Annotated in this window: 21 protein-coding genes; 12 read left to right on the forward strand and 9 right to left on the reverse strand. The window is 68.5% G+C overall.

The window, feature by feature from the left end:
• Positions 1-3: 3 nt before the first annotated feature.
• Positions 4-378 (forward strand): VOC family protein, encoded by a 375-nt coding sequence (locus AB6732_RS05150; RefSeq protein ID WP_370958868.1) that lies wholly within the window; start codon positions 4-6, stop codon positions 376-378.
• A 10-nt stretch (positions 379-388) separates the two neighbouring features.
• Here the strand turns inward: AB6732_RS05150 and AB6732_RS05155 are convergent, their stop codons facing one another.
• Both AB6732_RS05155 and AB6732_RS05160 read right to left on the reverse strand, forming a co-directional pair.
• The gene (locus AB6732_RS05155) at positions 389-1216 is read right to left on the reverse strand and encodes a DUF6357 family protein (protein ID WP_370958870.1); all 828 of its coding nucleotides are present in this window, start codon (positions 1214-1216) and stop codon (positions 389-391) included.
• Between the two features lie 222 nt (positions 1217-1438).
• Complete coding sequence (locus AB6732_RS05160; RefSeq protein WP_370958872.1) at positions 1439-2410, reverse strand: NAD-dependent epimerase/dehydratase family protein; 972 nt, start codon at positions 2408-2410, stop codon at positions 1439-1441.
• A 48-nt stretch (positions 2411-2458) separates the two neighbouring features.
• Between AB6732_RS05160 and AB6732_RS05165 the strand changes: the two genes are divergently transcribed.
• A complete protein-coding gene (locus tag AB6732_RS05165; protein ID WP_370958874.1) occupies positions 2459-3082 on the forward strand; it encodes a ScbR family autoregulator-binding transcription factor in 624 nt (207 codons plus the stop codon).
• Here AB6732_RS05165 and AB6732_RS05170 read toward each other — a convergent pair.
• A complete protein-coding gene (locus tag AB6732_RS05170; RefSeq protein WP_370958876.1) occupies positions 3073-3912 on the reverse strand; it encodes a ScbA/BarX family gamma-butyrolactone biosynthesis protein in 840 nt (279 codons plus the stop codon). The genes AB6732_RS05165 and AB6732_RS05170 overlap by 10 nt on opposite strands.
• Before the next feature lie 213 nt (positions 3913-4125).
• On the reverse strand, positions 4126-5517 hold the full coding sequence (locus AB6732_RS05175; protein ID WP_370958878.1) for an NAD-dependent succinate-semialdehyde dehydrogenase: 1392 nt from the start codon (positions 5515-5517) through the stop codon (positions 4126-4128).
• A 446-nt stretch (positions 5518-5963) separates the two neighbouring features.
• On the opposite strand from AB6732_RS05175, the gene AB6732_RS05180 reads away from it, so the two are divergent.
• On the forward strand, positions 5964-6719 hold the full coding sequence (locus AB6732_RS05180; protein WP_370958880.1) for an SDR family NAD(P)-dependent oxidoreductase: 756 nt from the start codon (positions 5964-5966) through the stop codon (positions 6717-6719).
• Between the two features lie 53 nt (positions 6720-6772).
• On the opposite strand, the gene AB6732_RS05185 is transcribed toward AB6732_RS05180, so the two are convergent.
• The 5 genes from AB6732_RS05185 to AB6732_RS05205 all read right to left on the reverse strand — a co-directional run bounded on the left by AB6732_RS05185 (position 6773) and on the right by AB6732_RS05205 (position 13029).
• Complete coding sequence (locus tag AB6732_RS05185) at positions 6773-8497, reverse strand: thiamine pyrophosphate-binding protein (RefSeq protein ID WP_370958882.1); 1725 nt, start codon at positions 8495-8497, stop codon at positions 6773-6775.
• 3 nt (positions 8498-8500) lie between these two features.
• A complete protein-coding gene (locus AB6732_RS05190) occupies positions 8501-10213 on the reverse strand; it encodes an amidohydrolase (RefSeq protein WP_370958884.1) in 1713 nt (570 codons plus the stop codon).
• A 120-nt stretch (positions 10214-10333) separates the two neighbouring features.
• On the reverse strand, positions 10334-11092 hold the full coding sequence (locus AB6732_RS05195) for an amino acid ABC transporter ATP-binding protein (protein WP_370958886.1): 759 nt from the start codon (positions 11090-11092) through the stop codon (positions 10334-10336).
• Positions 11092-12012, reverse strand: coding sequence for an amino acid ABC transporter permease (locus AB6732_RS05200; protein ID WP_370958888.1), 921 nt, complete (start codon positions 12010-12012; stop codon positions 11092-11094). Before AB6732_RS05200 ends, AB6732_RS05195 begins: the two co-directional genes overlap by 1 nt.
• Before the next feature lie 27 nt (positions 12013-12039).
• On the reverse strand, positions 12040-13029 hold the full coding sequence (locus tag AB6732_RS05205; RefSeq protein ID WP_370958890.1) for an ABC transporter substrate-binding protein: 990 nt from the start codon (positions 13027-13029) through the stop codon (positions 12040-12042).
• A gap of 152 nt (positions 13030-13181) precedes the next feature.
• Here AB6732_RS05205 and AB6732_RS05210 point away from each other — a divergent pair, with 152 nt between their 5' ends.
• From AB6732_RS05210 to AB6732_RS05250, 9 genes are all read left to right on the forward strand, one after another.
• Positions 13182-13853, forward strand: coding sequence for a TetR/AcrR family transcriptional regulator (locus AB6732_RS05210; protein ID WP_370958892.1), 672 nt, complete (start codon positions 13182-13184; stop codon positions 13851-13853).
• A 56-nt stretch (positions 13854-13909) separates the two neighbouring features.
• Positions 13910-15130, forward strand: coding sequence for a PLP-dependent aminotransferase family protein (locus tag AB6732_RS05215; RefSeq protein ID WP_370958894.1), 1221 nt, complete (start codon positions 13910-13912; stop codon positions 15128-15130).
• Positions 15131-15256: 126 nt separating this feature from the next.
• Entirely contained in the window at positions 15257-15601 is a 345-nt protein-coding gene (locus AB6732_RS05220) for a zinc ribbon domain-containing protein YjdM (RefSeq protein WP_370958896.1), read from the forward strand.
• 89 nt (positions 15602-15690) lie between these two features.
• Positions 15691-16371: a DNA alkylation repair protein gene (locus AB6732_RS05225; RefSeq protein ID WP_370958898.1), complete on the forward strand. Its 681-nt coding sequence runs from the start codon at positions 15691-15693 to the stop codon at positions 16369-16371.
• A 379-nt stretch (positions 16372-16750) separates the two neighbouring features.
• Positions 16751-18412 carry an amidohydrolase gene (locus tag AB6732_RS05230; RefSeq protein WP_370958900.1) on the forward strand — a complete coding sequence of 554 codons (1662 nt, stop codon included), beginning with the start codon at positions 16751-16753 and terminating at the stop codon, positions 18410-18412.
• The gene (locus AB6732_RS05235; protein ID WP_370958902.1) at positions 18409-19443 is read left to right on the forward strand and encodes an ABC transporter permease; all 1035 of its coding nucleotides are present in this window, start codon (positions 18409-18411) and stop codon (positions 19441-19443) included. The genes AB6732_RS05230 and AB6732_RS05235 overlap by 4 nt, the downstream gene beginning before the upstream one ends.
• Entirely contained in the window at positions 19440-20309 is an 870-nt protein-coding gene (locus AB6732_RS05240) for an ABC transporter permease (RefSeq protein WP_370958904.1), read from the forward strand. The genes AB6732_RS05235 and AB6732_RS05240 overlap by 4 nt, the downstream gene beginning before the upstream one ends.
• The gene (locus AB6732_RS05245) at positions 20306-21442 is read left to right on the forward strand and encodes an ABC transporter ATP-binding protein (RefSeq protein ID WP_370958906.1); all 1137 of its coding nucleotides are present in this window, start codon (positions 20306-20308) and stop codon (positions 21440-21442) included. Before AB6732_RS05240 ends, AB6732_RS05245 begins: the two co-directional genes overlap by 4 nt.
• Entirely contained in the window at positions 21439-22248 is an 810-nt protein-coding gene (locus AB6732_RS05250) for an ABC transporter ATP-binding protein (protein WP_370958908.1), read from the forward strand. Before AB6732_RS05245 ends, AB6732_RS05250 begins: the two co-directional genes overlap by 4 nt.
• Positions 22249-22266 lie beyond the last annotated feature (18 nt).

A 22266-nucleotide genomic window follows, 5' to 3' on the forward strand; every position in this document is an offset into this window, starting at 1 on the left:
GGCATGATCGGAAGCCTGAGTGGAATCGTCATCGACTGCCCTGACCCTCGCGTCCTCGCCCCCTTCTACGAAGCGCTGCTGGGCGCGTCGAGGACTTATGAGGACGAGGAGTGGATCTCGCTGGACCTGGGTCCGGGCCTGCCGTCCCTGGACCTGCAGCGGACCGAGAAGTTCCACGCACCGGACTGGACCTCTGGAGATCCCGCTCAGCAGCTTCACCTGGACGTGCGCGTGGAGGACTTCGAGGAGGGCGAAGCGGCGGTTCTCGCCGCTGGCGCGACCCTTCTGGAGGGGTCTGAGGACCACCCGGGGTTCCGCGTCTACGCAGATCCCGTCGGACACCCCTTCTGCCTGGTCCGGCCCCGAAGCGACAGCTGAGGCGCCACGGTCAGTCCTGTTCGTCGGCCTCGGCCAGAGCGTCGGCGAAGTCATGGGCCTCGCTGCACACCAGGAAGCTGACCGTCTCCACCGCATCGTCGACGAGATCGGGGTAGGCGGACCTGACCGCCGATTGGGCCGACTCCTTGATGCGGTTCCACTCACGCCGTCGTTGTTCGCCCTGCTCTCCGCCGTCCCAGCCCGGTGACATCGGCATGCCGGAAGTCGCGCGCTCGGCGACAGCGATGACTTCGAGGACCTGCGGCAGGAGTTCGGGCTCGACGGCGGAGGAGTGGCGCGCGGGTGTCTTCCCTCCCTGCGCATAGCGTCCGGTGTACTTCAGCAGCGCCGCGTCGAGCGGACCGAGACGGACACCTCGCGCGGCCCGCCGCTGATCGGCGTCGTACTCCCACATGCGGTTCCAGTCGGAGTATTGCGTGGCGGTGCGGACGGCGTCCTTGACCTTGCCGCGCTCCAGCGGTGGGATGTCGGCGCCCTGGGCGACGAGCTGTCGTTTGTCCCACGGGATGCGACGGAACAGCGCGTCGATCTCCTGAGGCGTCCCGAACAGGATCGGGTCGAGGAGGGCCATTGCCGCAGGAGTCTTGAGCGGGCCTTTGATCCCGGCGTCGTAACAGAGCGGCAGGAACGCGCTCCAGAGCAGGAGGTGACGTTCCAGGTCGTGCTGGATGACCTCGAGCTGGGGCTCGGTGAGGGGAATGCTGAACTCGCGAGGGTCATGGTTGGCATCGGCTCCACCTACGATGCGGAGGCTGAGAGCTCCGCCCTCTCGGATGGCGGTCGGCATCCAGGGGTCTCTGCTGAAGACGACGGTCATGGAGCGCTCCTCATGGTGCCGGCCGGGAGTGGTGGGCGGGTACAGCAAACCCCGGAAACATCCCTTAAAGCAAGAGGTGCGGCCAGTGACCGCACCTCCCCCCAATCCAGCTTCGCTGACAGATCAACCGAGCTCGGTTGGTGGTATCAACGCTCTTAGTCTATTCCTGGACCAGGAAGTAAACAAACCGTTCAGCCGGTTTTGCACCATATGATCGTATTGTTATCTCCCGGTGATCTTCGTCCGGTACCAGGCCCAATCGGCGGCATCCGGCAAGGGATCGGCCTCTGAATTCCACCCCGTGACGTCGCGAAGCCCGGCCCCCGAATACCAGTGGTCCCGCGTGACCAGGTCCACTTGATGAGCGGTGAATCCGGCCTTCGTCAGGGCGTCGCGTCCCACGTCCTCGGGCCCGAACGCCGGGGCGGGGAGGCGCAGTTCGGCGGAGACCTTCGTCAGCAATTCCGCTGCCGTGACCGGTCGCGATCCGACAGCGTGGAAGGCCCGTCCATGATGTTTCGGTGAAAGGGCGAGGCGAGCAGCCATTTCTCCCAGTTCTCTCACTCCGATGAGCGATAACAATGCCGACCCATCGCCCGGCCAAACCCTGGTCCGGAGCATTTTCACCAGGCCTGGAATGAACCATTGGTCGCCGGCGCCGAAAACCAGATTCGGCCTGATGACGGTGCCGCCGCTGTGAAGAACCATGCGGTCGGCTTCCGCTCGCGCGGCGCTGACCGGAGACTGTGGGGAATAGGTGCGGTCCATTTCGGTGATGCCGTGGTGCGGACCGCTGCCGTACACGCTCGTGGTGCTGAGGTATACGAAGCGGTCGACACCGTGTCGGCGGCATTCCGTCAGAAAGTTCGCCGTGCCCTGACGATTGATCTCGTCCGCCAGCCGTGGATCCGCCCCGACGTACGAGGCGGCATGGATCACCACGTCGACGCCGCCGAGCGCCTTCGCGAGGCTGTGAGGGTCTCTGAGGTCGCCGGGGACGGTGATAGCGTGTGAGGCGAGGGGACTCTCTGACGGATTCCGTGACAGTACGGTGAGCCGAACGCCCTCGGCGCCCAGGAGCGAAGCCGCGATCCGGCTTCCGATGAAGCCCGTGGAACCCACCAGGAGGATCGCCGTCGGACCATCCACATCCCGGTGCGCCGTCTTGCCCGCCCCGGCGGTTGGGTCTTTCATAGAGACAAGTATTCCTCCTGACCCCACGACGAAAGGTCCTCCTCCGCAATGCAGCAGCGGGCCATCGAAACCCGGAGTTCCGTCATCGAAGGTGCTTCAAAGGTTTTTGAAAGCGCTGGATACGGCAACGCCAGCCTCAGCGAGATCTCCACGCAGTCGGAGGTCACCAAAGGCGCGTTGTATTTCCATTTCAAGTCGAAGGAGGAGATCGCCCTCGCGGTGATCGAGGCTCAGCACACTCGGTCGCGTGACGCGGGGGACAAAGTCACCGCCCTCGGGCAGAAGGCGCTGCCCACCATCATCGAACTCTGCCGCGTGTTCGGTCAGCAGTTGCTCGACGACGTCGTGGTCAGGGCCGGCATCCGCCTCACCTTCGAAGCCTCCGCCTTCGACGCCGACGTCACCGGGCCATATCAGGACTGGATCGACACCATGGCTTTTCTGGCGTCCCAGGCCCAGGCTGAGGGCGATATCCGCGACGATGTCGACGCGGCTGATTTCGCGCGGTACCTCGTGGCGTCCTTCACCGGGGTGCAGATGGTCTCCAACGTCTTGACGGGACGCGCGGACGTCATGGAGAGGATCCGTCAGATGTGGGCCTTCATGCTGCCGGCCATCGCCACGGATCTCCGGCGATGGGACACTCACGAGCTGTTCGCCCCTCAGGCATAGAGGCCTCTGAACGACATCAAGGTGGTATCACCCGCCGTGATCTCGACGTGGGCGGTTCCAGCCTCGAGGATCACGACGTTCACGGCCGCCTGATACCAGAGCTCCACGATGTGGTTGAACTCTGCGGCGAAACTCTCCAGATCGACGTCGGGCCGTCCCTCCGCCACACGGATCGCCTGGCGTGCGGCCTCCACCAGGAGCATTCCCGGGACGTGATCGAGAGGATGGTCGAAGAACACGGGGTGGGCGATGTCGACCACCAAGGGCCAGCTGGACGGCTCCTGGGAGGCTCCCAGCAGCACATGCCGGCCGTCCCCGTGCCCCACCTGTGCGGCATCGAGGGCGCGGGCGGGCCGTGGACCCGGCGGCTCGGGTGAGACTTGGGACCGGAAACGCTGGTAGGTTCGCGCGTCCAGGATCCGTGCGGCGGCCGAGCCGGTTCCGATCCTGAGGTTTCCGGACATGAAGCGCGCCGAGACCTCCAGCGAGGTGAACATGCCGGCGCGCTCCTGGGACCGGACCACATCCAGGCCGACGGTCACTTCGGTGGGCCGTTGGGGGTCACGGTCGAAAGGCGAGACCTCCAAAACCAGGTGGGGCATGAGGAACTTGCGGTCCAGGGGGACCCCGCTGCTGTGGGCGAGCAGGATCACCGACTGCCGCAGAGTCTCCGCGAGGAGCATGGAATCAGGGCGACCGCCGGGGCCGCGGTAGAACACGTGCCAGCGGGGCCATTGAGCGCCCACGACGAAGTGATTCTCGTCCAGCCGCTGAATCTCCGTCAGCAGGACCTCCGACAATGAGGTCTTGTGGACGAGCTCCCGTGGCACGGTGGCAGAGAAGTCAAGATGTCGGCCCCCGGCGTCCTGATGGAGGCCGGCTGTTCCCATCGGTCTCCCAGCCGTGGAATAAGCCGCCATGATGCGCCCCCTCGTGGCTTGATCGTACAACTCCGTGGAGCCCCCGGGGAGGGGCCGCCGTGAAATGACAGGGGCGGTGCACCGGCGAACCGGTGCACCGCCCCTGAACCGGGATCGACGTGATCAGTTGGCCACGAAGTACAGGCGCTTGTTCACGAACTCGTCCATGCCCAGCGGGCCCAGCTCGCGGCCGAAACCGGAGCGCTTGACGCCGCCGAACGGCAGCTCGGCGCCTTCGCCGGCGGGGGTGTTGACGTTGGCCATGCCCACCTGGAGCTTGTCCGCGATCTGACGGGCACGGTCTTCGTCCTTGGCGAACACGGCGCCGCCGAGGCCGAACGGGGTGTTGTTGGCCAGCTCGAGAGCCTCGTCATCGCTCGTGACCTTGTAGACCACGGCCACGGGGCCGAACAGCTCCTCCTGGAAGGCGCGCATGTCCGGGGTGACGCCCGTGAGGACGGCGGGGGAGTAGTACGCGCTGTCACCCTCGGCCAGGACACCACCCGCGTGCAGGGTCGCGCCCTTGGCGACGGCGTCCTGCACCTGGGCGTCGAGGTCCTCGGCCGCACGGCGCGAGGACATGGGGCCGTAGGAGTTCTCGCCCGGCTCCAGCGGGTTGGCCGGGCTGACGGCCTTGGCCAGCTCGGTCAGCTCGGACACGAAGTCGTCGAAGATGTCCTCCATGACGATCATGCGCTTGTTGGAGTTGCAGGCCTGGCCCGTGTTGTAGATGCGGGTGCCCCACGCGGTGGCGGCGGCTTCCTTGATGTCATCGGAATCCAGGATCACGTACGGGTCGGAACCGCCGAGTTCCAGCACGGCCTTCTTGAGGGCCTTGCCGGCCTGGGCGCCGATGATGGCGCCGGCACGCTCTGAACCGGTCAGGGAGACGCCCTGGATGCGCGGGTCCTCGATGATCGTGGAGATCTGCTCGTGCGTGGCGAACACGTTGACGTAGGCCCCCTCGGGGACGCCGGCATCGCGGAAGATCTGCTCGATCGCCAGCGCGGAACGCGGGCAGGATTCGGCGTGCTTCAGAAGCACGGTGTTGCCGAGCACGAGGTTCGGGCCGGCGAAGCGTGCCACCTGGTAGTACGGGAAGTTCCACGGCATGATGCCCAGCAGCGGGCCGATCGGCAGGCGCTGGATGACGGCCTTGCCATCGGCGAGGGTCGGGACCTCCTGATCCGCGACGAAGGCGGGGCCGTGCTCGGCGTAGTAACCGACGATCGCGCTGGAGAACTCGGCTTCCTCGACACCTTCGTGGAACGGCTTGCCCATCTCCGTGGCGGCGATGCGGGCGAGCTCCTCCTTGCGCTCTTCGAACAGTTCGGCCGCGCGCTGCACGACGGCGGCGCGCTCCTCGATGGTCCGCGATCCCCAGTCCTCGTAGGCGGTCTGGGCCTTGGTCAGCGCATCCTGCACCTCAGCATCGGTGGAGAAGGGGAACTCCTCCACGACCTCGCCGGTGGCAGGGTTCGTGACCCGGTAGCCCTGTTTTGTGGTCGTCGCCATTGAACGTGTCCTTTTCGCTTCAGCTACGAGGTCCGGTGGGAACCGGACCTAATTTTCTACACGCATTCATTTTCCACTGGCAGACGCGGTTCGGCTAGCCCCTGCCCGTCTTGCGGACGCCGTGCCTCACGAGCCTATCCCCGCGCGCCCCCTGAATGCGAAGGATTGCGTGGGGCCGGAAAACGTCGCCCGCGAGGGGTCTGTGACTCCGGCCACAAGGTCTGATGAGTAAATACTATAGTTCCAGATGATTTATTCCCAAGGGCGACGCCGGGAAGGTCCCGGACGGGCTGCTCTGGCCCCGGAGCAGGACTGTTGCTAGCCTGCCAAGTGTCCTGTGAGGACGCTCACGAAGCCGTCCCACGTCAGCTCGGGTCCCGCGGATCGGCACGAACCGTCCGGGGTCCCGTTTTCCACGCAAGCTTTCCACTCAAGGAGCCGGGTCCATGGAACTCACCGCCACAGCAGCCCTCGTCACCGGAGGGGCCTCCGGCCTCGGAGCGGCCACGGCGGCCGCCCTCGTGGAGCGTGGGGCCCGCGTCTTCGCCCTGGACCTCCCGCAGCAGCTGGAGCACGCTTCGGCGCCCGACGGCGTGACCTTCATCCCCGCCGACGTGACCGACGCGGCTCAGGTCCAGGCCGCCGTCGAGCAGGCCGGCGCGGAGCTGCCGCTCCGCACCGTGGTGAACTGCGCGGGGATCGCCCCGAGCCGCCGGATCCTTGGCAGGAACGGCGTCCACGACCCCCAGCTGTTCGCCACGGTCCTCAACGTCAACCTCCTCGGGACCTTCACCGTCCTCGCCTATGCCTCGGAAGCCATCGCTGCCACGGCCGCGGACGACGATGGCCAGCGCGGCGTCATCATCAACACCGCCTCCGTCGCCGCTTACGAAGGCCAGATCGGCCAGGTGGCGTACTCGGCGTCGAAGGCCGGCGTCGTGGGCATGACCCTGCCGGCCGCGCGCGATCTGGCACGGCACGGGATCCGGGTCTGCACCATCGCTCCGGGGATCGTCGACACACCCATGCTCGCCACGGTGAGCGAGGAGTACCGGGCGGGCCTCGCCGCGAGCGTGCCCTTCCCGCAGCGGCTCTGCCGCCCCGAGGAGTACGCCCGGTTGGTGACGATGATCGTCGAGCACGACTACCTCAACGGCGAGACGATCCGCATGGACGGCGCTCTCAGGATGGCTCCGCAGTAGGTTCCGCTGCGGCAGCGTGGGTCCCGGGGCGGCACTGCCCCGTGACCCGTCGCTCAGCCCTGTGCGTCGTCCGGCGACTCGCCGTCCTCGCGAGCGTCGCTGAAGACCCCGAGCGGCACATGGACGAGTTGCACGCCTCCTGAGGCGAGTGCCTGCTCGACGGCGGGCCGCACCTCCGCCGCGGCCCTCACCGACACGCCGTGTCCGCCGAAGGCCGTGGCGAGCGCCGCCCAGTCCGGCTGGCGCAGTTCGACGCCCACCGGGGGGATCCCGCGGTCCGCCTCGTTCTGCTTGATCTCGGCGTAGCCGCCGTTGTCGACGCACACCACCACGAGGTCCAGGCCCTGCTCCACCGCCGTGGCGAACTCCTGCACCGCGAACATCAGCGCGCCGTCGCCCACGACCGCCACCACGGGCCGGTCCGGAGCGCCGACCTTGGCCCCGATCGCAGCAGGCAACCCGTAGCCGAGCGTGGCGTAGGCGGGGGTGTAGAGGAACGAGTGCGGTTCGTCCTGGGGGATGAAGGTGGACGTGCCGAAGTAGGTGATCTGTGAGGAGTCGCCGGCGATGATCGTGTCCGCCGGGACCGCGGCCTGAATCTCGGAGGCCAGGGCGGCGAGATCCGGGGCCATCGCCCGGCCGGCGTCCTTCAGCTCGGTGCGGAGGGCGCTGAGCCGGGCCGTGAGCCCGGAGCCGCGCGGCTCGTGGCCCGTGGGAGGGGCGGTCGCCGCCTCAGAGAGCGCGCTCCGCACCGCCTCGAGCAACTGCGGGAGCACTGCCGCGCTGTGCCCCACCAGCCGGACGTCCGCGCTCAGGTTCGTGTCCATCTGGCGTTCCAGGATGTCCACCCGGATCACCGTGCCACGGGGCGCCACCTCGCCACCCCAGAGTTCGGCCTCGCCCACCTTGGAGCCAACAACGAGCAGGACATCGGCGTCATTGCACAGCGCCTGCGCCGCGGGAAGACGGATGTCGGAGCCGAGGGAGAGCGGATGGGATTCAGGGAGAGCGCCCTTCCCGTTCAGGGTCGTGACCACGGGGGCCGGCAGGGATTCCGCCAAGGCGCGCAGAGCGCCACGGCCCGGCAGCGAGCCGCCGCCGGCCAGGAGGACCGGGCGGGCCGCCCCGGCGAGCAGTCGCGCGGCGGTGGCGACGGCGTCGTCGTCCGCGGGGGCGGGGGCCGGCGCGGGGCGTGCGGCGAGAAGCCGACTGCTCAGCGCAGCGGGGCCTTCCAGGACGTCCAGGGGCACTTCGAGGTGGACCGGGCGCGGACGGGTGCCGCGGAACAGCGCGAAGGCCCGGTGAATGGCCTCCACGGCCTCCTCGGCGGAGGTGGCGCGGAGGCTCCACTCGACGATCGCTCCGGCGGCCGCCGTCGAGTCCTTGGTCTCGTGCAGCGCTCCGCGGTCCGCGAATTCGTCACCCAGTGCCGGGCCGGGGGAGAGCAGGAGGAGGGGGCGGGATTCGCAATAGGCCGTCCCGGCGGCGGAGAGGGCGTTGAGCAGACCCGGGCCGGACGTCGTGATGACGACGCCGGGCAGTCCCGTCTGCTGAGCCCAGCCGTCCGCGGCGTACCCGGCGCCCTGTTCGTGACGGCTGGTCACGGGGTGGATCCCCAGCGGCGCGAGGTGGCGGTAGAACTCGAGATTGTGGGTGCCGGGGATGCCGAAGATCGTGTCGATGCCGTAGTTGCTCAGGGTCGTCATGATCGCGAGCCCGGCGTTGGCGTACGGTCCGGCCTCGATCGGCTGCTGCTCGGGGGAGGTGATGGTGTTCATGGCTCAGTCCTGGTTCGCGTGCTGTGCGGGGATGGCGGTGGGGGTTCCGGCGAGGAAGCGGCGACGCCCGTCCACCCAGGTCTGCAGGACCTGGATCCGGGCGATCTCGTCCTCGGGGACCGTGAGGGGATCGGCGGACAGTACTGCGAAGTCGGCCCGCTTGCCGACCGCGAGGGAGCCGAGATCGGTTTCCCGTCCGATCGCCCGGGCGGCCGTGAGGGTGTGCGCCGTCAGGGCCTCTTCACGGGTGATGCGCAGATCGAGGGAACCGAGCCGGTGGCCCCGGCGGGTGACACGGGTGACCGCGGCCTGGATGGCCTCGAGGGGCAGCGGATCTGCCACGGGGGCGTCGGAGCTGATGGTGACCGGCACACCGGCCCGGACGAATTCACCGAGCGGGTTGAAGCGCTCGCCGGGTGTGCCGATGGCGGCGGTGACGCCCTCGCCCCAGTTGTAGTAGTGCTGCGGCTGATTGACCGGGAAGATTCCGGCGGTGGCCATCCGCTCGATCTGCTCGGGCGTCGGCAGACCGCAGTGTTCGATCCGGTGCCGCGCGTCGTCGTCCGGACGGTCCTCCAGAGCTGCTTCGATCGCCCCGATGACCATCTCCAGCGCGGTGGGGGACTGCGCGTGGGTGGCCGTCTGAATGCCCGCGGCGTGCGCTTTGCGGATCAGCTCCCGGTATTCAGCGGGCTCGTGGTAGAGCTGGCCGGTCCGGCACGGATCGCCGACGTAGCCGTCCGGGAAGTACGCGGTCCAGCCGCCCAGGGTCCCGTCCGCGTAGAGCTTGATCCCGGCGAAGCTGAGCATGTCGTTGCCGAAGGCGCCGTGCAGGCCCATCTCGAGCGCGTCGTCGAGCAGATGGGACAGCAGATACATGCTCACGCGGGTCTTCAGGCCGTCGGCTTCAGCCAGCCGCAGGTACATGTCGAACTCGCGGCGGGACACCTGGGCGTCGCCGATCGCGGTCACCCCGCCGGCCAGGAACTTCTCCTGGGCGGTCGCGAGCTGACGGAGGTGCTCCTCCGGGGCGTCGGCGAGGTGGAAGTTCGGACCGTGGTGGCCCACCTTCACGCCATGCACCCCGGTGAGGACGTTGCAGGCGGCGTCGGACAGCTCGCCCGTGAGCTCGCCGTCGGCGTCCCGGAAGAACTCGCCGCCCGGGGGATTCGGGGTGTCCCGCGTGACGCCGTGGAGCTCCAGGGTGAAGCTGTTCACCACCCCGCCGTGCCCCGACGCGTTCATCAGGTACACCTCACGGTCGGTGGCCACCTGGTCCAGCTCGTGCCGCGTGGGGTGGCGGCCCTCCACGAGGTTCCGGTGTTCGTACCCGTAGCCGCGCACCGGCAGGCCAGCCGGCAGGTCTCTCGCGGCCTCCTGCAGGAGCGCCACGATCTCGGGAATGGACCCGGCCTTCTCCGGTCCGCAGTCCACCCACGTCATGAGCTGGCCGTACATGAGCGGGTGGGCGTGTGCGTCGATGAAGCCGGGGACGACGACGGCGCCGCCCAGGTCGACGACCTCCGGCGCCGCGGGGCTCAGGGCCGCCGCTGCCGTGAGGCAGTGCTCGAGCGTCCCAGCCGCGGCGATGTCCTGGCCGAAGACGAGGAGGGCCTCCGGCGAGGACCCGTCCTCCAGGGTGTGGAAGGTGGCGTGGTGGAGCACCACAGGGTGGGCCTGGGCGGCGGACCGGTGGAAGGTGGTGAGGGTGCGCATGGGGGGCTTTCGGTCGAAGAGGCGAGGGGCGGGACGACGACGGTCCGTGGCAGCAGGCGCCGGGTGCGGGAACTCCGCGGCAGGGTTCCTGGTCAGAGAACTTGCGTCGGAGGAGCTCCGTCAGAGGACCTTGGAGAGGAAGGACCGGGTGCGGTCGTGCTGCGGGTTCAGGAGGACGTCGTCCGGGAGGCCCTGTTCCACGATCACGCCGCCGTCCATGAAGACCACGACGTCCGCCACTTCACGGGCGAACCCCATCTCGTGGGTCACGACGATCATGGTCATGCCACTCGCGGCCAGCTGCTTCATCACGTCCAGCACTTCGCCGACCAGCTCGGGGTCCAGGGCCGAGGTGGGTTCGTCGAACAGCATGAGGTCGGGCTTCATGGAGAGGGCCCGGGCGATCGCCACCCGTTGCTGCTGACCGCCGGAGAGCTGGGACGGGTAGTTGTTGGCACGCTCGGCCAGGCCCACTTTGGCCAGGAGTTCCCTGGCCTCGCTCTCCGCCAGGGCCTTGGGCGTCTTGAGCAGCTTGGTGGGGCCGAACATCACGTTCTCCAGGGCCGTCATGTGCCCGAAGAGGTTGAAACTCTGGAACACCATGCCGATGCGGGCACGTCGTCGGTCGATCTCGGCGTCGGACGCTTCGACCAGACGGTCGCCGTGCACGTTGTAGCCGATCATCTGGTCATTGACCAGGATGGCGCCTGCGGTGGTGACCTCGAGGTGGTTCACGCAGCGCAGCAGCGTGGATTTGCCGGAGCCGGACGGGCCGATCAGGCACACCACCTGCTGCGGTTCCACACGGAAATCGATCCCCTTGAGGACCTCGACCGGGCCGAAGCTCTTGTGGACGTTGAGGAACTCGACGGTAGCCATCAGCGGGCCTCCTTCTTGGCGGGCTTGGCCGGACGGGCGGTGCCCTTGGAGTACTTCTTCTCGAGCCGCGACTGGAACCAGCTCAGGACGCTGGTCAGGGCGATGTACCAGATGCTGGCCACGATCAGCAGGGGGATCTGTTTGAGGTTCTGGGCGTAGATCTGCTGGGCGTTGTAGAGCAGGTCGCCGACGCCGATCACGATCACGAGCGAGGTGGTCTTGAGCATGGAGATCACGTTGTTGCCGATGGGCGGGATGATCACCTTCATGGACTGGGGGATCACCACGTACCAGAGGGTCTTCAGGTGACTGAAGCCCATGGACCGGCTGGCCTCCGTCTGTCCGGCGGGAACGCTGAGCAGACCGGCCCGGATGATCTCCGCCGTGTATGCGGCCTCATTCAGTCCGAGACCCAGGATGGCCGCCCCCATCAGGGAGATGACGTCATTGGTGTTCCACTCCACGAAGTTCGGTCCGATGAATGGGATGCCGATGCCGATGGTGGGGAACAGGGCCGCGGCGAAGCCCCAGAAGAGGAGCTGGACGAGCAGCGGTGTGCCGCGGAAGAACCAGATGTAGGCGCCGGCCACACCGGAGATGAGCCGGTTGGGGCTCATCCGCATCACGGCCAGGATCATGCCGACCGCGAAGCCGATGACCTCGGCGATGACGGTCAGCTCCAGGGTCAGGAGCAGACCGGCAAGGATGCGCGTGTCGAAGAGGTACTTGCCGACGGTGGGCCAGCCGAAGCCGGGGTTGGTCAGCAGGGTGCCCACCATCAGGAGGATGAGGAGGGCGATGACGATGACGGAGACCACCTGCCCGGGGCGCCGTCGTTTCAGGACGGGAAGCCCGGACATGGCCAGGTAATCGATCCGGCCGTGGTCTTCGGTCACGGTTCCGGGGCTGGAAGGGGTCACGGGGTGCTCCTGGTGTCGGCGCGCGGGCTACTTGACGGGGTTGATCGCGGAGGCCGGGATCGCGGAGGCCGACATGCCCCAGGCGGAGAGGATCTTCTGGTAGGTGCCGTCCGCCATGAGCGAGCCGAGAGCCTTCTGGAACGCCTTGGCCAGGGCGGAGTCCGCCTTGTTGGTGATCACACCCGTGAGCGCAGGTTCCACGAGGATGCTGTCCACCGCGGAGAACACGTCCGGCTGCAGCTGTGAGTAGTACGCCACGAGGGCGTTGTCGGCGGCCATGGCCTGGGCGCGGCCCGTGGAGACGGCCTGATTCACGTTGTCCTGCTGCGGGAGGATCAGTGCGGTGATCTGGCCCTTGCCGGCGTCGGCGCACTGCTTCTGGAAGGCGGGGAGGACGGAGAGTGCCTGCGTGGTGCCGGTCTGAGCCGCCACGGTCTTGCCACAGAGGTCTTCCACCTTCTGCACGCCGGAGGGGTTGCCCTTCTTCACCATGACGGACGTGCCGCCCTTCATGTAGCTGACCATGTCCACCTGCGCGGCGCGGTCGGCCGTGATGGAGAAGGCGGCCCAGGAGGCGTCGTAGCGCTTGGCCTGGATGCCCGCGATGATGCCGTTGAAGTCACCCTTGCTGAAGTCGGCCTTGAGGCCCATCTTCTTGCCGACGGCGACGGCGAGGTCCGGCTCGAGGCCCACGAAGGCGCCGCTGCTGTCGGTGAAGGTGATGGGCGCGTAGGTCGGGTCGGTGACGAGGCTGAGGGCGCCCTTCTGCTTGAGGGCCGCCGGCACGAGGGCTTCGACCGCGGGATCCGCCTGCACGGCCTCCGCCGCCGTGCGGCCACCCGCGCCCACCCCGCCGGGGGCATTGGTGCCGGAGGCTCCCGGGTTGCCCGCCGCCGCCGGGGTCTCGGCGTTGGTGCAGGCGGAGGTGCCGGCCACGAGGGCGAGGGCGGTCAGGGTGAGAGCCGTGCGGCGGGCCAGGCGGCCGGCTGCGATCTTCTTGTCGGCGATCTTTTTCATGGTGGGTCTTCCTTGGCGGCTGGAGGGGAGGCAGCTGGGGTTGCTGTTGAAAACTTCAATAAGTTCAACTTATTATTTGAGTGATGCGAGTCACTGTCAAGGGCGATCCGCTAGCGTTCTGAATGTCACTGCAATCCGTCAGGAGGAAGTCCATGGGCACCGTGGTGCGTCGCAGGAGCAATGCCGTCACCGAGGAGGCCATCGCCGAACGGCGGGTCGAGATCCTTCGCTCCACCGCGTCCGTGATCGTGAATTCCGGCCTGTCCGGCTGTTCCTTCGGGGCGGTGTCGGACGCCACGGGGTTCAGCGTGGGCATGATCCAGCACTACTTCCGCACCCGGGACAAGCTGATCGAGGCCTGCGTGGAGCACCGCATGGAGGAGTCCGAGGCCGAATGGCGTCAGATCGCCTCGCGGCACGGCGGAGCGGACGCCGCCCGCAAGCTCCGCGGCCTGATCGACTACGCGGTCATGGGGGAGAAGGACTTCACCGACGCGTGGGGGTTCTGGTTCGAGCTCTACGCCGCCGCGCGCCTGGACCCGTCCCTGGCGGAGAAGGTCAACGACCGGCTCCGCTACTGGCAGCGGCTCTTCACCGAGGCGATCCAGGACGCCCTCGACTCCGGCCAGGCCGTCACCGACCGCACCGTGGAGGACGTGGTGAATTCGGTCCTGGGGCTCACCGATGGCCTGGCCTTCCAGGCCATCAACGGCACCTTCGGTATGACCGCGCCGCGCATGCATGCGATCCTCCACAGCTTCGTCGAATCCGAACTGAAACTCCCTCGCGCGACGGCGGGCGCAACCGCCGTCGACTATCACTGAAACCAGGCCAGACCGGCGACGACGCCGGTGCCGCACCCACCCTGAATGAGGCGACCATGAGCACCACCCCCACCTTCCTCCAGCCCGCCGCCCGCGCGGCCGGCTACCGCCCCTCTCCGGTGCGCGACTTCTGGGAGGTGTCGATGCAGCCGGGCGTGATCTCGCTCGCCGGCGGCAACCCGGACCTCACCGTCCTTCCTCTCGCGGAGCTGGGAGCCGCCGCCTCACGGATCGTCACGGAGCGCGGCATGGAAGCGCTCCAGTACGGCTCCGGCACCGGGACGCAGGGCGCGCGCGACGCCGTCGTGCGGGTCATGGCGGCGGAAGGCATCCCCGTGGACGCGGACAGCGTCCAGATCACCGCCGGCTCGCAGATGGCCCTGGAGCTGGTCATCAAGCTGCTGTGCGATCCGGGCGACGTGATCCTGGCCGAGGGGCCCACCTATGTGGGCGCGCTCGGCGTGTTCGCTGGGCTGCAGGTGGAGGTGGAACATGTCGCCATGGACCAGGACGGCCTGCGCCCGGACGCCCTCGAGGAGACGATTGCCCGGCTGCGCTCGCAGGGCCGCACGGTCAAGGCGCTCTACACGATCCCCAACTTCCACAACCCCACCGGGATCACCCTCTCGGCCGAGCGGCGCCCACGGGTGGTCGAGGTGTGCCGCCGCGCCGGGGTGCCGATCATCGAGGACAATCCTTACGGCCTCCTGTCCTTCGACGGTGAGGTCCAGCAGAGCATGCAGCAGCTCGATCCGGAGAACGTCATCTACCTCGGGTCGTTCTCCAAGATCGTGGCACCCGGTCTCCGGGTGGGCTGGGCCGTGGCGCCCGAGCCGCTGCGCCGTCCGCTGCAGCTCGCCTCCGAAGCCACGACCATCTGCGCATCGGTGCTGAGCCAGGCGCTCATCGAGGAGTACGTGCTGGGTCATGACTGGCAGACGGCGCTCACAACGGCGCGTGGCCTGTACCGCGGCCGGGCCGCGGCCGTGCGGGAAGCACTGGAGGAGCACATGCCGGCGGGGACCCGCTGGAGCGTGCCGCGTGGCGGGTTCTTCACCTGGCTGGATCTGCCTGAAGGGGTTTCCTGCCACACGGTGCTGGACGCCGCGATCGACGCCAAGGTGGTCTTCGTTCCGGGGACCGCGTTCTACGACGGTCCGGACTTCGGCGCCGGGGCGCCGGGCCTCTCGCAGCTGCGGCTGGCGTTCTCGCTGGAGGATGAGGACACCCTGCGAGAAGGCGTGAAGCGCCTGGGCGGCGCCATCGCCGGTCGGTGAGGCCGGGTCGGGGAGTGGGGTTCTAATTGCCGGGGCCGGCCGCAGCATGGCTGCGGCCGGCCCTTGCACAGCGCAGCGAACCGGAGCACGCTGCGCAGGAGAGCCTCGCCCGGATAAAATCTGACGGTGAGTGAAACCCTGCCTCCCTGCCCCGAGTGCTCCAGCGAGTACACCTACGAGATGGGCGCGCTCCTCGTGTGCCCGGAATGCGCCCACGAATGGGAGCCCGCGTCCGCCGAGGAGAGTGCGGAGAAGGTCATCAAGGATGCCGTGGGCAAGGTGCTCGCCGACGGTGACACCGTCACGATCGTCAAGGACCTGAAGGTCAAGGGCAGCCCCACCTCCATCAAGGTGGGCACCAAGGTGCGGAACATCCGGCTGATCGAGGGCGTGGGGGATCACGACATCGACTGCAAGGTGGATGGCTTCGGGCCCATGCAGCTCAAATCCAGCGTGGTCAAGAAGGTCTGATCCGGTTCGGCCTGCGCTCCTGCGGCGTAGGCTGACACAGAGCACCATGACTCAGCGCACCGTGAGGCTCACGAGCGACAGGAGACGCGATGTCCGCAACCACCGAGGCGACCACCGTGGCCGGGCTGATGGAAGAGCTCGCGGCACTGGACGACCCACGGGCCCGTGAGGTCAATCTCCGCCACGGCGACGACCACGGCGTGAATCTCGGCAAGCTGCGGGCCATCGCGAAACGCCTGAAAACCCAGCAGGACCTCGCCCGCGAGCTCTGGGCCACCGGCGACACCGCAGCCAGGCTGCTGTCCCTGCTGATCTGCCGTCCCAAGGAGTTCAGCCGCGACGAGCTCGACACGATGCTGCGCGAGGCCCGCGCCCCGAAGGTCCAGGACTGGCTCGTGAACTACGTCGTCAAGAAGTCCCCGCACGCCGAGGACCTGCGGCTCCTGTGGTTCGCGGACGAGGACCCCGTGGTGGCGAGCGCAGGGTGGATGCTCACGGTGGACCGGGTCGCCAAGAAGCCCGAGGGCCTGGACCTGGACGGCCTCCTGGACACGATCGAAGCCAGGATGAAGGACGCGCCGGAGCGCCTGCAGTGGGCGATGAACCACTGCCTCGCGCAGATCGGGATCGAACATCCTGCGCTGCGGGCCCGCGCCCTGGACATCGGGGAGCGGCTCGAAGTCCTGAAGGACTACCCCACGCCGCCGGGCTGCACTTCGCCTTTCGCCCCGGTGTGGATCACGGAGATGGTGCGCCGCAAGGAAGGCTGAGTCCAGCCGGCGTCGTGGTCGCGCTCAGATCACCGCCAGAGCCGGCCGGGGCGAACCCATCGCGACCGCCACCGTGGCGAATTCCGCGATGGGTTCGCCACGGCCGGCCGGCGGGGACTCCGCGAAGCCGATTGTGACGCCCCGAGTGCTCGTGAGAAGGGTGGAAATCGTCCTTGTCTGAAACTTTTTCAGTGAGCTGAATCACAGTCATTTTCGGGGATTTAGGGGTCCGCTGTCGGATCCTGACGTCCGGTGAGCCCGGAAACTCCTTGAGTAAAACATTTTACTTCCCTACGTTTGGCGCAGGCTCCGCAACGGCTTCAACGGCCGGGGCGGACAGCACACCTCATGTGACCAAACTCAGGGAAAGCAGGCAGCGTTGGCATCCGAACTCTATGGGAACGCCAGGTTCTTCACCGCGGACAGACGACGGTGGGCGGAAGCACTGCTCGTCGTCGACGGGCGGATCGCCTACGTCGGTGACGAGGAGACCGCACGGCGTCTCGCCGGCGACGATGTCCGGGAGATCGACCTGGACGGCGCCACGGTCCTGCCCGGCTTCGTCGACGGACACGCCCACGTCGTCGGCACGGGAGAGGCCGCCGCCCAAGTGGATCTCTGGGGCGCCACGGACCTCGACGAGATCCAGCGACGGATCGGTGAGTGGGCCGCCGCCCACCCGGAGGTCCCCGTCATCCGGGCCCACGGCTGGAATCACGGGGCACTCCCGGGCGGCGTGCCGGATCGCCACCAGCTGGACACCGTGGTCGCCGACCGTCCGGTCTTCGCCCAGGCCTACGATTTCCACTCGATCTGGCTCAACACCGCCGCCCTGGACATGGCGGGCATCGACGACGCCACCCAGGATCCGCCCGGGGGCACGGTGCACCGCGATGCCGAGGGCCACGCGACCGGGTACGTCGACGAGACCGCCATGCACCGCCTGGTCTGGCCCGTGCTGGACGCGCACGTCAGCGATGCGGACCGGGACGTGGCCCTCGCCGCCGCACTGGAGAGCTACCGGCGGACCGGCGTCACCGCCACCACGGACATGGCGCTCGACGACGGCGACCTCGCCGCCATGCGGCGCGCCGAACGTGACGGCACGCTCACCGCCCGCATCGTCGCGCACTGGCGGGTCCAGCCCACGGGCGACCCGGCTCAGAACCTCGCCCAGGTCGAAAAGGTCGCGGCCCTGGCCGCCGAACAGCAGTCCGAATGGCTGAGGATCACCGGGATCAAGGTCATGGTGGACGGCACGGTCGACGGCTGCACCGCCGCGCTGGGAGCGCCCTATGCCGACGGGAGCAGCGCCGACCCGGTCTGGAGCCTCGAGGAACTGGCCCCCGTCGTGGTCGCCGCGGATGCCGCCGGACTCCAGGTGGCGATGCACGCGATCGGCGACGAGGCGATCAGGATCGCGATCGCCGCCGTCGAGCGCGCGGTGACCGAGAACGGGCCGGCCCAGCGCCGACACCGGATCGAGCACCTGGAAGTGGCGGACCCCGCCGACATCGAACGCCTCGCCGCCCTGGGCATCACCGCCAGCATGCAGCCTGTCCATGCCGACCCGGCCATCCAGGACAATTGGCGGGCTCAGCTCGGGGACGCCCGCGTTGAGCGGGGCTACCCGTGGCCCGAGATGAGCGACGCCGGCGCACCCCTGGTCTTCGGCACCGACTCGCCCACCTCGCCCGAAGCCCCGCTCCCGAACATGTACGTCGCGGCCACCCGGCGCTCGGCACTGGACCCGAGCCGCGAGGCCAACCTGCCGCGGTACGCCGTGCCCCTGGCCGATTCCGTCGAACACGCCACCCGGGACGCTGCCTGGGCCTGCCGCTCCGAGGACCGTTACGGGCGGCTGGCCGCGGGGCTCCATGCCGATTTCATCGTGCTGGACCGCGACATCTTCAGCGCGCCGCTCGAGGAGCTCCTGGAGGCGCGCGTGGTGCGGACCGTCGTCGGGGGCAGGACCGTGCACCTGGCCGAGGACGCGCAGGGCGGGCGGCAGCGCGCCGCAGAGGACAGGATCCCGGCATGAGTGAACAGATCGACGCCGGGCCGGCCTCCCCGGTCACGGCTCCGGCCTCGTCCGAGACTCCGCGCCGCGGACCCGATTGGGGGCTGTTCCGCTTCATCGCGCAACGGATCGGCGGCCTGCTCGCCACCCTGTTCGTGGCCAGTCTGGTGGTCTTTGGCGCGTTGTACGCCGCGCCGGGCAATCCGCTCACGTTCCTCACCCACGGCAGGTCGCTCCCGCCCGAGGGCATCGCCCAGCTGAAAGCCCAGTACCACCTCGACGATCCGCTGTGGCTCCAGTACCTCCGGTGGCTGGGCGGCGTGCTGCACGGTGACTTCGGCACGTCGATCATCTACAACCAGCCGGTGTCCGATCTGCTGGCCGCGCGCGCCTCGAACACGCTGCTCCTGGTGGCGCTGTCCGCGGTGATCGTGCTCGTGTTCGGGCTGGTCATCGGGGTGTTCGCAGGGCTCAAGCCTGGCATCGTGTCCCGGTCCACCATGGGTCTCGCGACGGCCGTCATGGCCGTCCCGACCTTCGTGGCGGCGGTGCTGCTCATCCTCGTCTTCGCCGTGAATCTGGGCTGGTTCCCGGTCTTCGGGGCGGGGGCGCCCGGCCTGGACGCGGTCTACCACATGGTCCTCCCGGCTCTGGGACTAGCGCTGGCGTCCGTGGCTTTCGTGGCGCGCCTCGCCCAGGCGGCCATCCGCCAGGAACTGCAGGCCGACCACGTGCAGACCGCCATCAGCCGGGGCCTGCCGCGCCGGTTCATCGTCCAGCGCCACGTGATCCGCAACGCGGCCATGCCCGTGCTGACCGTGGCGGGCCTGACCATCGCCGGTCTCATCGCGGGCAGCGTCGTGGTGGAACAGGTGTTCCAGCTCGGTGGCTTCGGCCAGTTCCTGGTCTCGAGCGTGCAGCAGAAGGACTTCCCGGTGGTCCAGGCGATCTGCCTGGTCTATGTGGGGTCGTTCATCCTGCTGAACACGGCCATCGACATCCTCTACTCGCTGCTCGACCCCCGCGTCACGCTCGGAAGGAGCGCCTCATGACCACCGCCGCCGCCGACCGGCGCATGATCGCCCGGAGCGCGCGCCGCTTACGCCGTTCCGGTTCCCTCGGGGCCTCCGGACGGATCGCGGCCGGAGTCCTGGCCGTCGTCGTCCTCCTGGCCGTGCTCGGCCCTTTGCTGGTGCCCGCCGACCCCAACGCCGTCAGCCTGTCCGAGGCGTACCAGGACCCCAGCGCGGAGCACCTGCTCGGAACCGACGGCAACGGACGTGACCTGCTGGCGCGTCTGCTGTTCGGTGCCCAGACCGCACTGCTCGGCCCGTTCCTGGTGGTGCTCGTCTCCACTGTCCTCGGCACGGCGCTGGCCCTGGCCGCCGTGTGGTTCGGCGGCTGGTTCGACCAGGTGTCGGTGCGGGTGATGGACGCCGTGTTCGCTTTCCCGGGACTGCTGCTCGCCATCCTGGCGACGGCGCTTTTCGGGGCGGGTCTGACGGCGGCCATCGCGGCGCTCGCCATCGCCTACATCCCGTACATCGGGCGGATCGTCCGCAGTGCGGCACTCCGTGAACGCAATCTGCCCTATGTCGCGGCACTGAGGGTGCAAGGCGTCCGGGGCCTCCTGATCTCGCTGCGGCACATCCTGCCGAACATCGCCGGCCTGATCGTCGCCAACGCCACCCTGGCTTTCGGCTTCGCACTCATGGACCTTGCCGGCCTCTCCTTCATCGGCCTCGGGGTGCAGCCGCCCACCGCTGACTGGGGCGCCACCGTCGGCACCGGAATGTCGGGCATCCTGCAGGGCCACCCGGATGAGGCGCTCTTCGCGAGTGCTCTCATCGTCATCACGGTCGCCGCCGTCAACGTGCTCGGCGACCGCCTCACCGAACGCTCGGAGGCCCGCTCATGATGTCCCTCACCCCCTCCGCCACTCCGCGAGAGGCTTCCCGGCGCGCTTCGACCGGGCCGCTCCTGTCCGTCGACGGCCTGACCGTGAAGCTGCCCGTCGCCCATGAGCTGCGGACCGTGCTCCGGGACGTCTCGTTCGAACTGGAAGAGGGCAAAGCACTCGGCCTGGTGGGTGAATCAGGTTCCGGGAAATCCATGACCGTCCGCACCATCGCCCGCCTTCTGCCTCCCGGCGCAGAGGTCACGGGCCAGGTGCGCTTCGACGGCCAGGAGGTCTTCGATCTCCGGGGCGAAGCGCTGCGCAAGTACCGCGCCGGTGACGTGTCCATGATCTTCCAGGACGCGCGTGCCCACACGAACCCGGTCCGCAGGATCGGTGACTTCCTCACCGAGGCGTTGCGCACGAATCAGAGGATGCCGCGGAAGGCGGCGGAGGCGCGCGCTGTCGCCCTGCTGGACGAGGTGGGCATCCACGACCCCGAACGGCGCCTGCGGCAGTTCCCGCATGAACTGAGTGGCGGTCTGCTGCAGCGAGTCATGATCGCCGCCGCGGTGGCCGTCCGGCCCCGCCTGATCCTCGCCGACGAACCGACGACGGCGCTCGACGTCACCACGCAGGCGGAGGTCATGGTGATCCTCAAGCGGATGCAGGCCGAGTACGGGATGTCGATGCTCTTCATCACGCACGACCTGGAGCTGGCCAGCGCGGTCTGCGACGACACGGTGGTCTTCTACGCGGGACAGGTGGTCGAACGCCAGACCGCGACCCGGCTGCACCACGATCCGCTGCACCCGTACACCGCCGCGCTCGTCCGCGCCCGGCCGGAGATCACCCACCGGGCGGATCGTCTCCCCGCCCTGCCGGGTCACCCCACCACGGCCTACGAGGCGCCGGACGGTTGCGCTTTCGCCCCGCGCTGCCCGTTCGCCGAGGAAGCGTGTCGGGCCGGTGTGCCGCCGCTCCTCCAGATCGGCGGGCACGGGGACAGCCGTTGCCTCCGGATGCCCGAGCTGCACGGGAAGCTGCTGACCCGCCCGTCGGGAGCTGCGGCGGCCGTGCCGATCGCGGCGGGGACGGCCGCGCACGGCGGCGACACGCCGTCGACTGTCGAACCGGGGGAGGAGACCCTGTGAGCACCACACCACTGCTCGTCGTCGAGCAGCTGACCAAGAAGTTCGGCAAGGGACGCCACGAGGCCACCGCGGTCGCAGGGGTCAGCTTCGCCTTGGGCGAGCGAGGATCCCTCGGGATCGTCGGGGAGTCCGGATCCGGCAAGACCACCACGGCGCGGATGATCATCGGCCTGGAGGACCCCACGGAAGGGCGGATCCTGTTCCGCGGAGAGGATCGCACCCGGCCCGCCCGTACCGTCCGTGAGCTGCGGGAACGCGGACGGAACATCCAGATCGTCTTTCAGGATCCGTACACGTCGCTGGACCGCAGGCAGAGGGTCGGGGACTGCCTCGCCGAGGTGCTTGGCGTCCACTTCCGGCTCGACCGGGAGGAGACCAAGAAGCGGGTGCGGGAACTCGGGGAGCTCGTGGGCCTCGACGAACGCCAGCTGAACGCCCTGCCGAAGGCGCTTTCGGGCGGGCAACGGCAGCGCGTGGCGATCGCCCGGGCGCTCGCGGCCGAGCCGGAGATCCTCATTCTGGACGAAGCCGTCTCCGCCCTCGACGTCTCCATCCAGGCGCAGATCCTCAATCTGCTCTCCGACATCCGCGAGCAAAGGGGCGTGAGCTACCTGTTCATCAGCCATGACCTCGCGGTCATCCGTCAGGTGTGCGACGACACGATCGTCATGCGCCACGGCGAAGTGGTCGAGCACGGCGCCACCGCCCAGGTGCTCGACCACCCGCAGCATCCCTACACCCGCCTCCTGCGCGACAGTGTTCCGCGCGAGGGCTGGGATCCCCTCACCGTCTCCGCACGGTCCTGATTTCTGCATCACCCTCTC

The sequence above is a fragment of the Arthrobacter sp. RCC_34 genome (assembly GCF_041360795.1).
Classification (GTDB): domain Bacteria; phylum Actinomycetota; class Actinomycetes; order Actinomycetales; family Micrococcaceae; genus Arthrobacter_E.

Bases quoted from the DNA above. Each gene is read 5' to 3' on its own strand.
- AB6732_RS05235 (WP_370958902.1), top strand. From the start codon at position 18,409: ATGAGTGAACAGATCGACGCCGGGCCGGCCTCCCCGGTCACGGCTCCG.
- AB6732_RS05245 (WP_370958906.1), top strand. From the start codon at position 20,306: ATGATGTCCCTCACCCCCTCCGCCACTCCGCGAGAGGCTTCCCGGCGC.
- AB6732_RS05190 (WP_370958884.1), bottom strand. From the start codon at position 10,213: ATGCGCACCCTCACCACCTTCCACCGGTCCGCCGCCCAGGCCCACCCT.
- AB6732_RS05205 (WP_370958890.1), bottom strand. From the start codon at position 13,029: ATGAAAAAGATCGCCGACAAGAAGATCGCAGCCGGCCGCCTGGCCCGC.
- AB6732_RS05155 (WP_370958870.1), bottom strand. From the start codon at position 1,216: ATGACCGTCGTCTTCAGCAGAGACCCCTGGATGCCGACCGCCATCCGA.
- AB6732_RS05210 (WP_370958892.1), top strand. From the start codon at position 13,182: ATGGGCACCGTGGTGCGTCGCAGGAGCAATGCCGTCACCGAGGAGGCC.
- AB6732_RS05180 (WP_370958880.1), top strand. From the start codon at position 5,964: ATGGAACTCACCGCCACAGCAGCCCTCGTCACCGGAGGGGCCTCCGGC.
- AB6732_RS05165 (WP_370958874.1), top strand. From the start codon at position 2,459: ATGCAGCAGCGGGCCATCGAAACCCGGAGTTCCGTCATCGAAGGTGCT.
- AB6732_RS05150 (WP_370958868.1), top strand. From the start codon at position 4: ATGATCGGAAGCCTGAGTGGAATCGTCATCGACTGCCCTGACCCTCGC.
- AB6732_RS05215 (WP_370958894.1), top strand. From the start codon at position 13,910: ATGAGCACCACCCCCACCTTCCTCCAGCCCGCCGCCCGCGCGGCCGGC.
- AB6732_RS05225 (WP_370958898.1), top strand. From the start codon at position 15,691: ATGTCCGCAACCACCGAGGCGACCACCGTGGCCGGGCTGATGGAAGAG.
- AB6732_RS05195 (WP_370958886.1), bottom strand. From the start codon at position 11,092: ATGGCTACCGTCGAGTTCCTCAACGTCCACAAGAGCTTCGGCCCGGTC.
- AB6732_RS05240 (WP_370958904.1), top strand. From the start codon at position 19,440: ATGACCACCGCCGCCGCCGACCGGCGCATGATCGCCCGGAGCGCGCGC.
- AB6732_RS05175 (WP_370958878.1), bottom strand. From the start codon at position 5,517: ATGGCGACGACCACAAAACAGGGCTACCGGGTCACGAACCCTGCCACC.
- AB6732_RS05160 (WP_370958872.1), bottom strand. From the start codon at position 2,410: ATGAAAGACCCAACCGCCGGGGCGGGCAAGACGGCGCACCGGGATGTG.
- AB6732_RS05185 (WP_370958882.1), bottom strand. From the start codon at position 8,497: ATGAACACCATCACCTCCCCCGAGCAGCAGCCGATCGAGGCCGGACCG.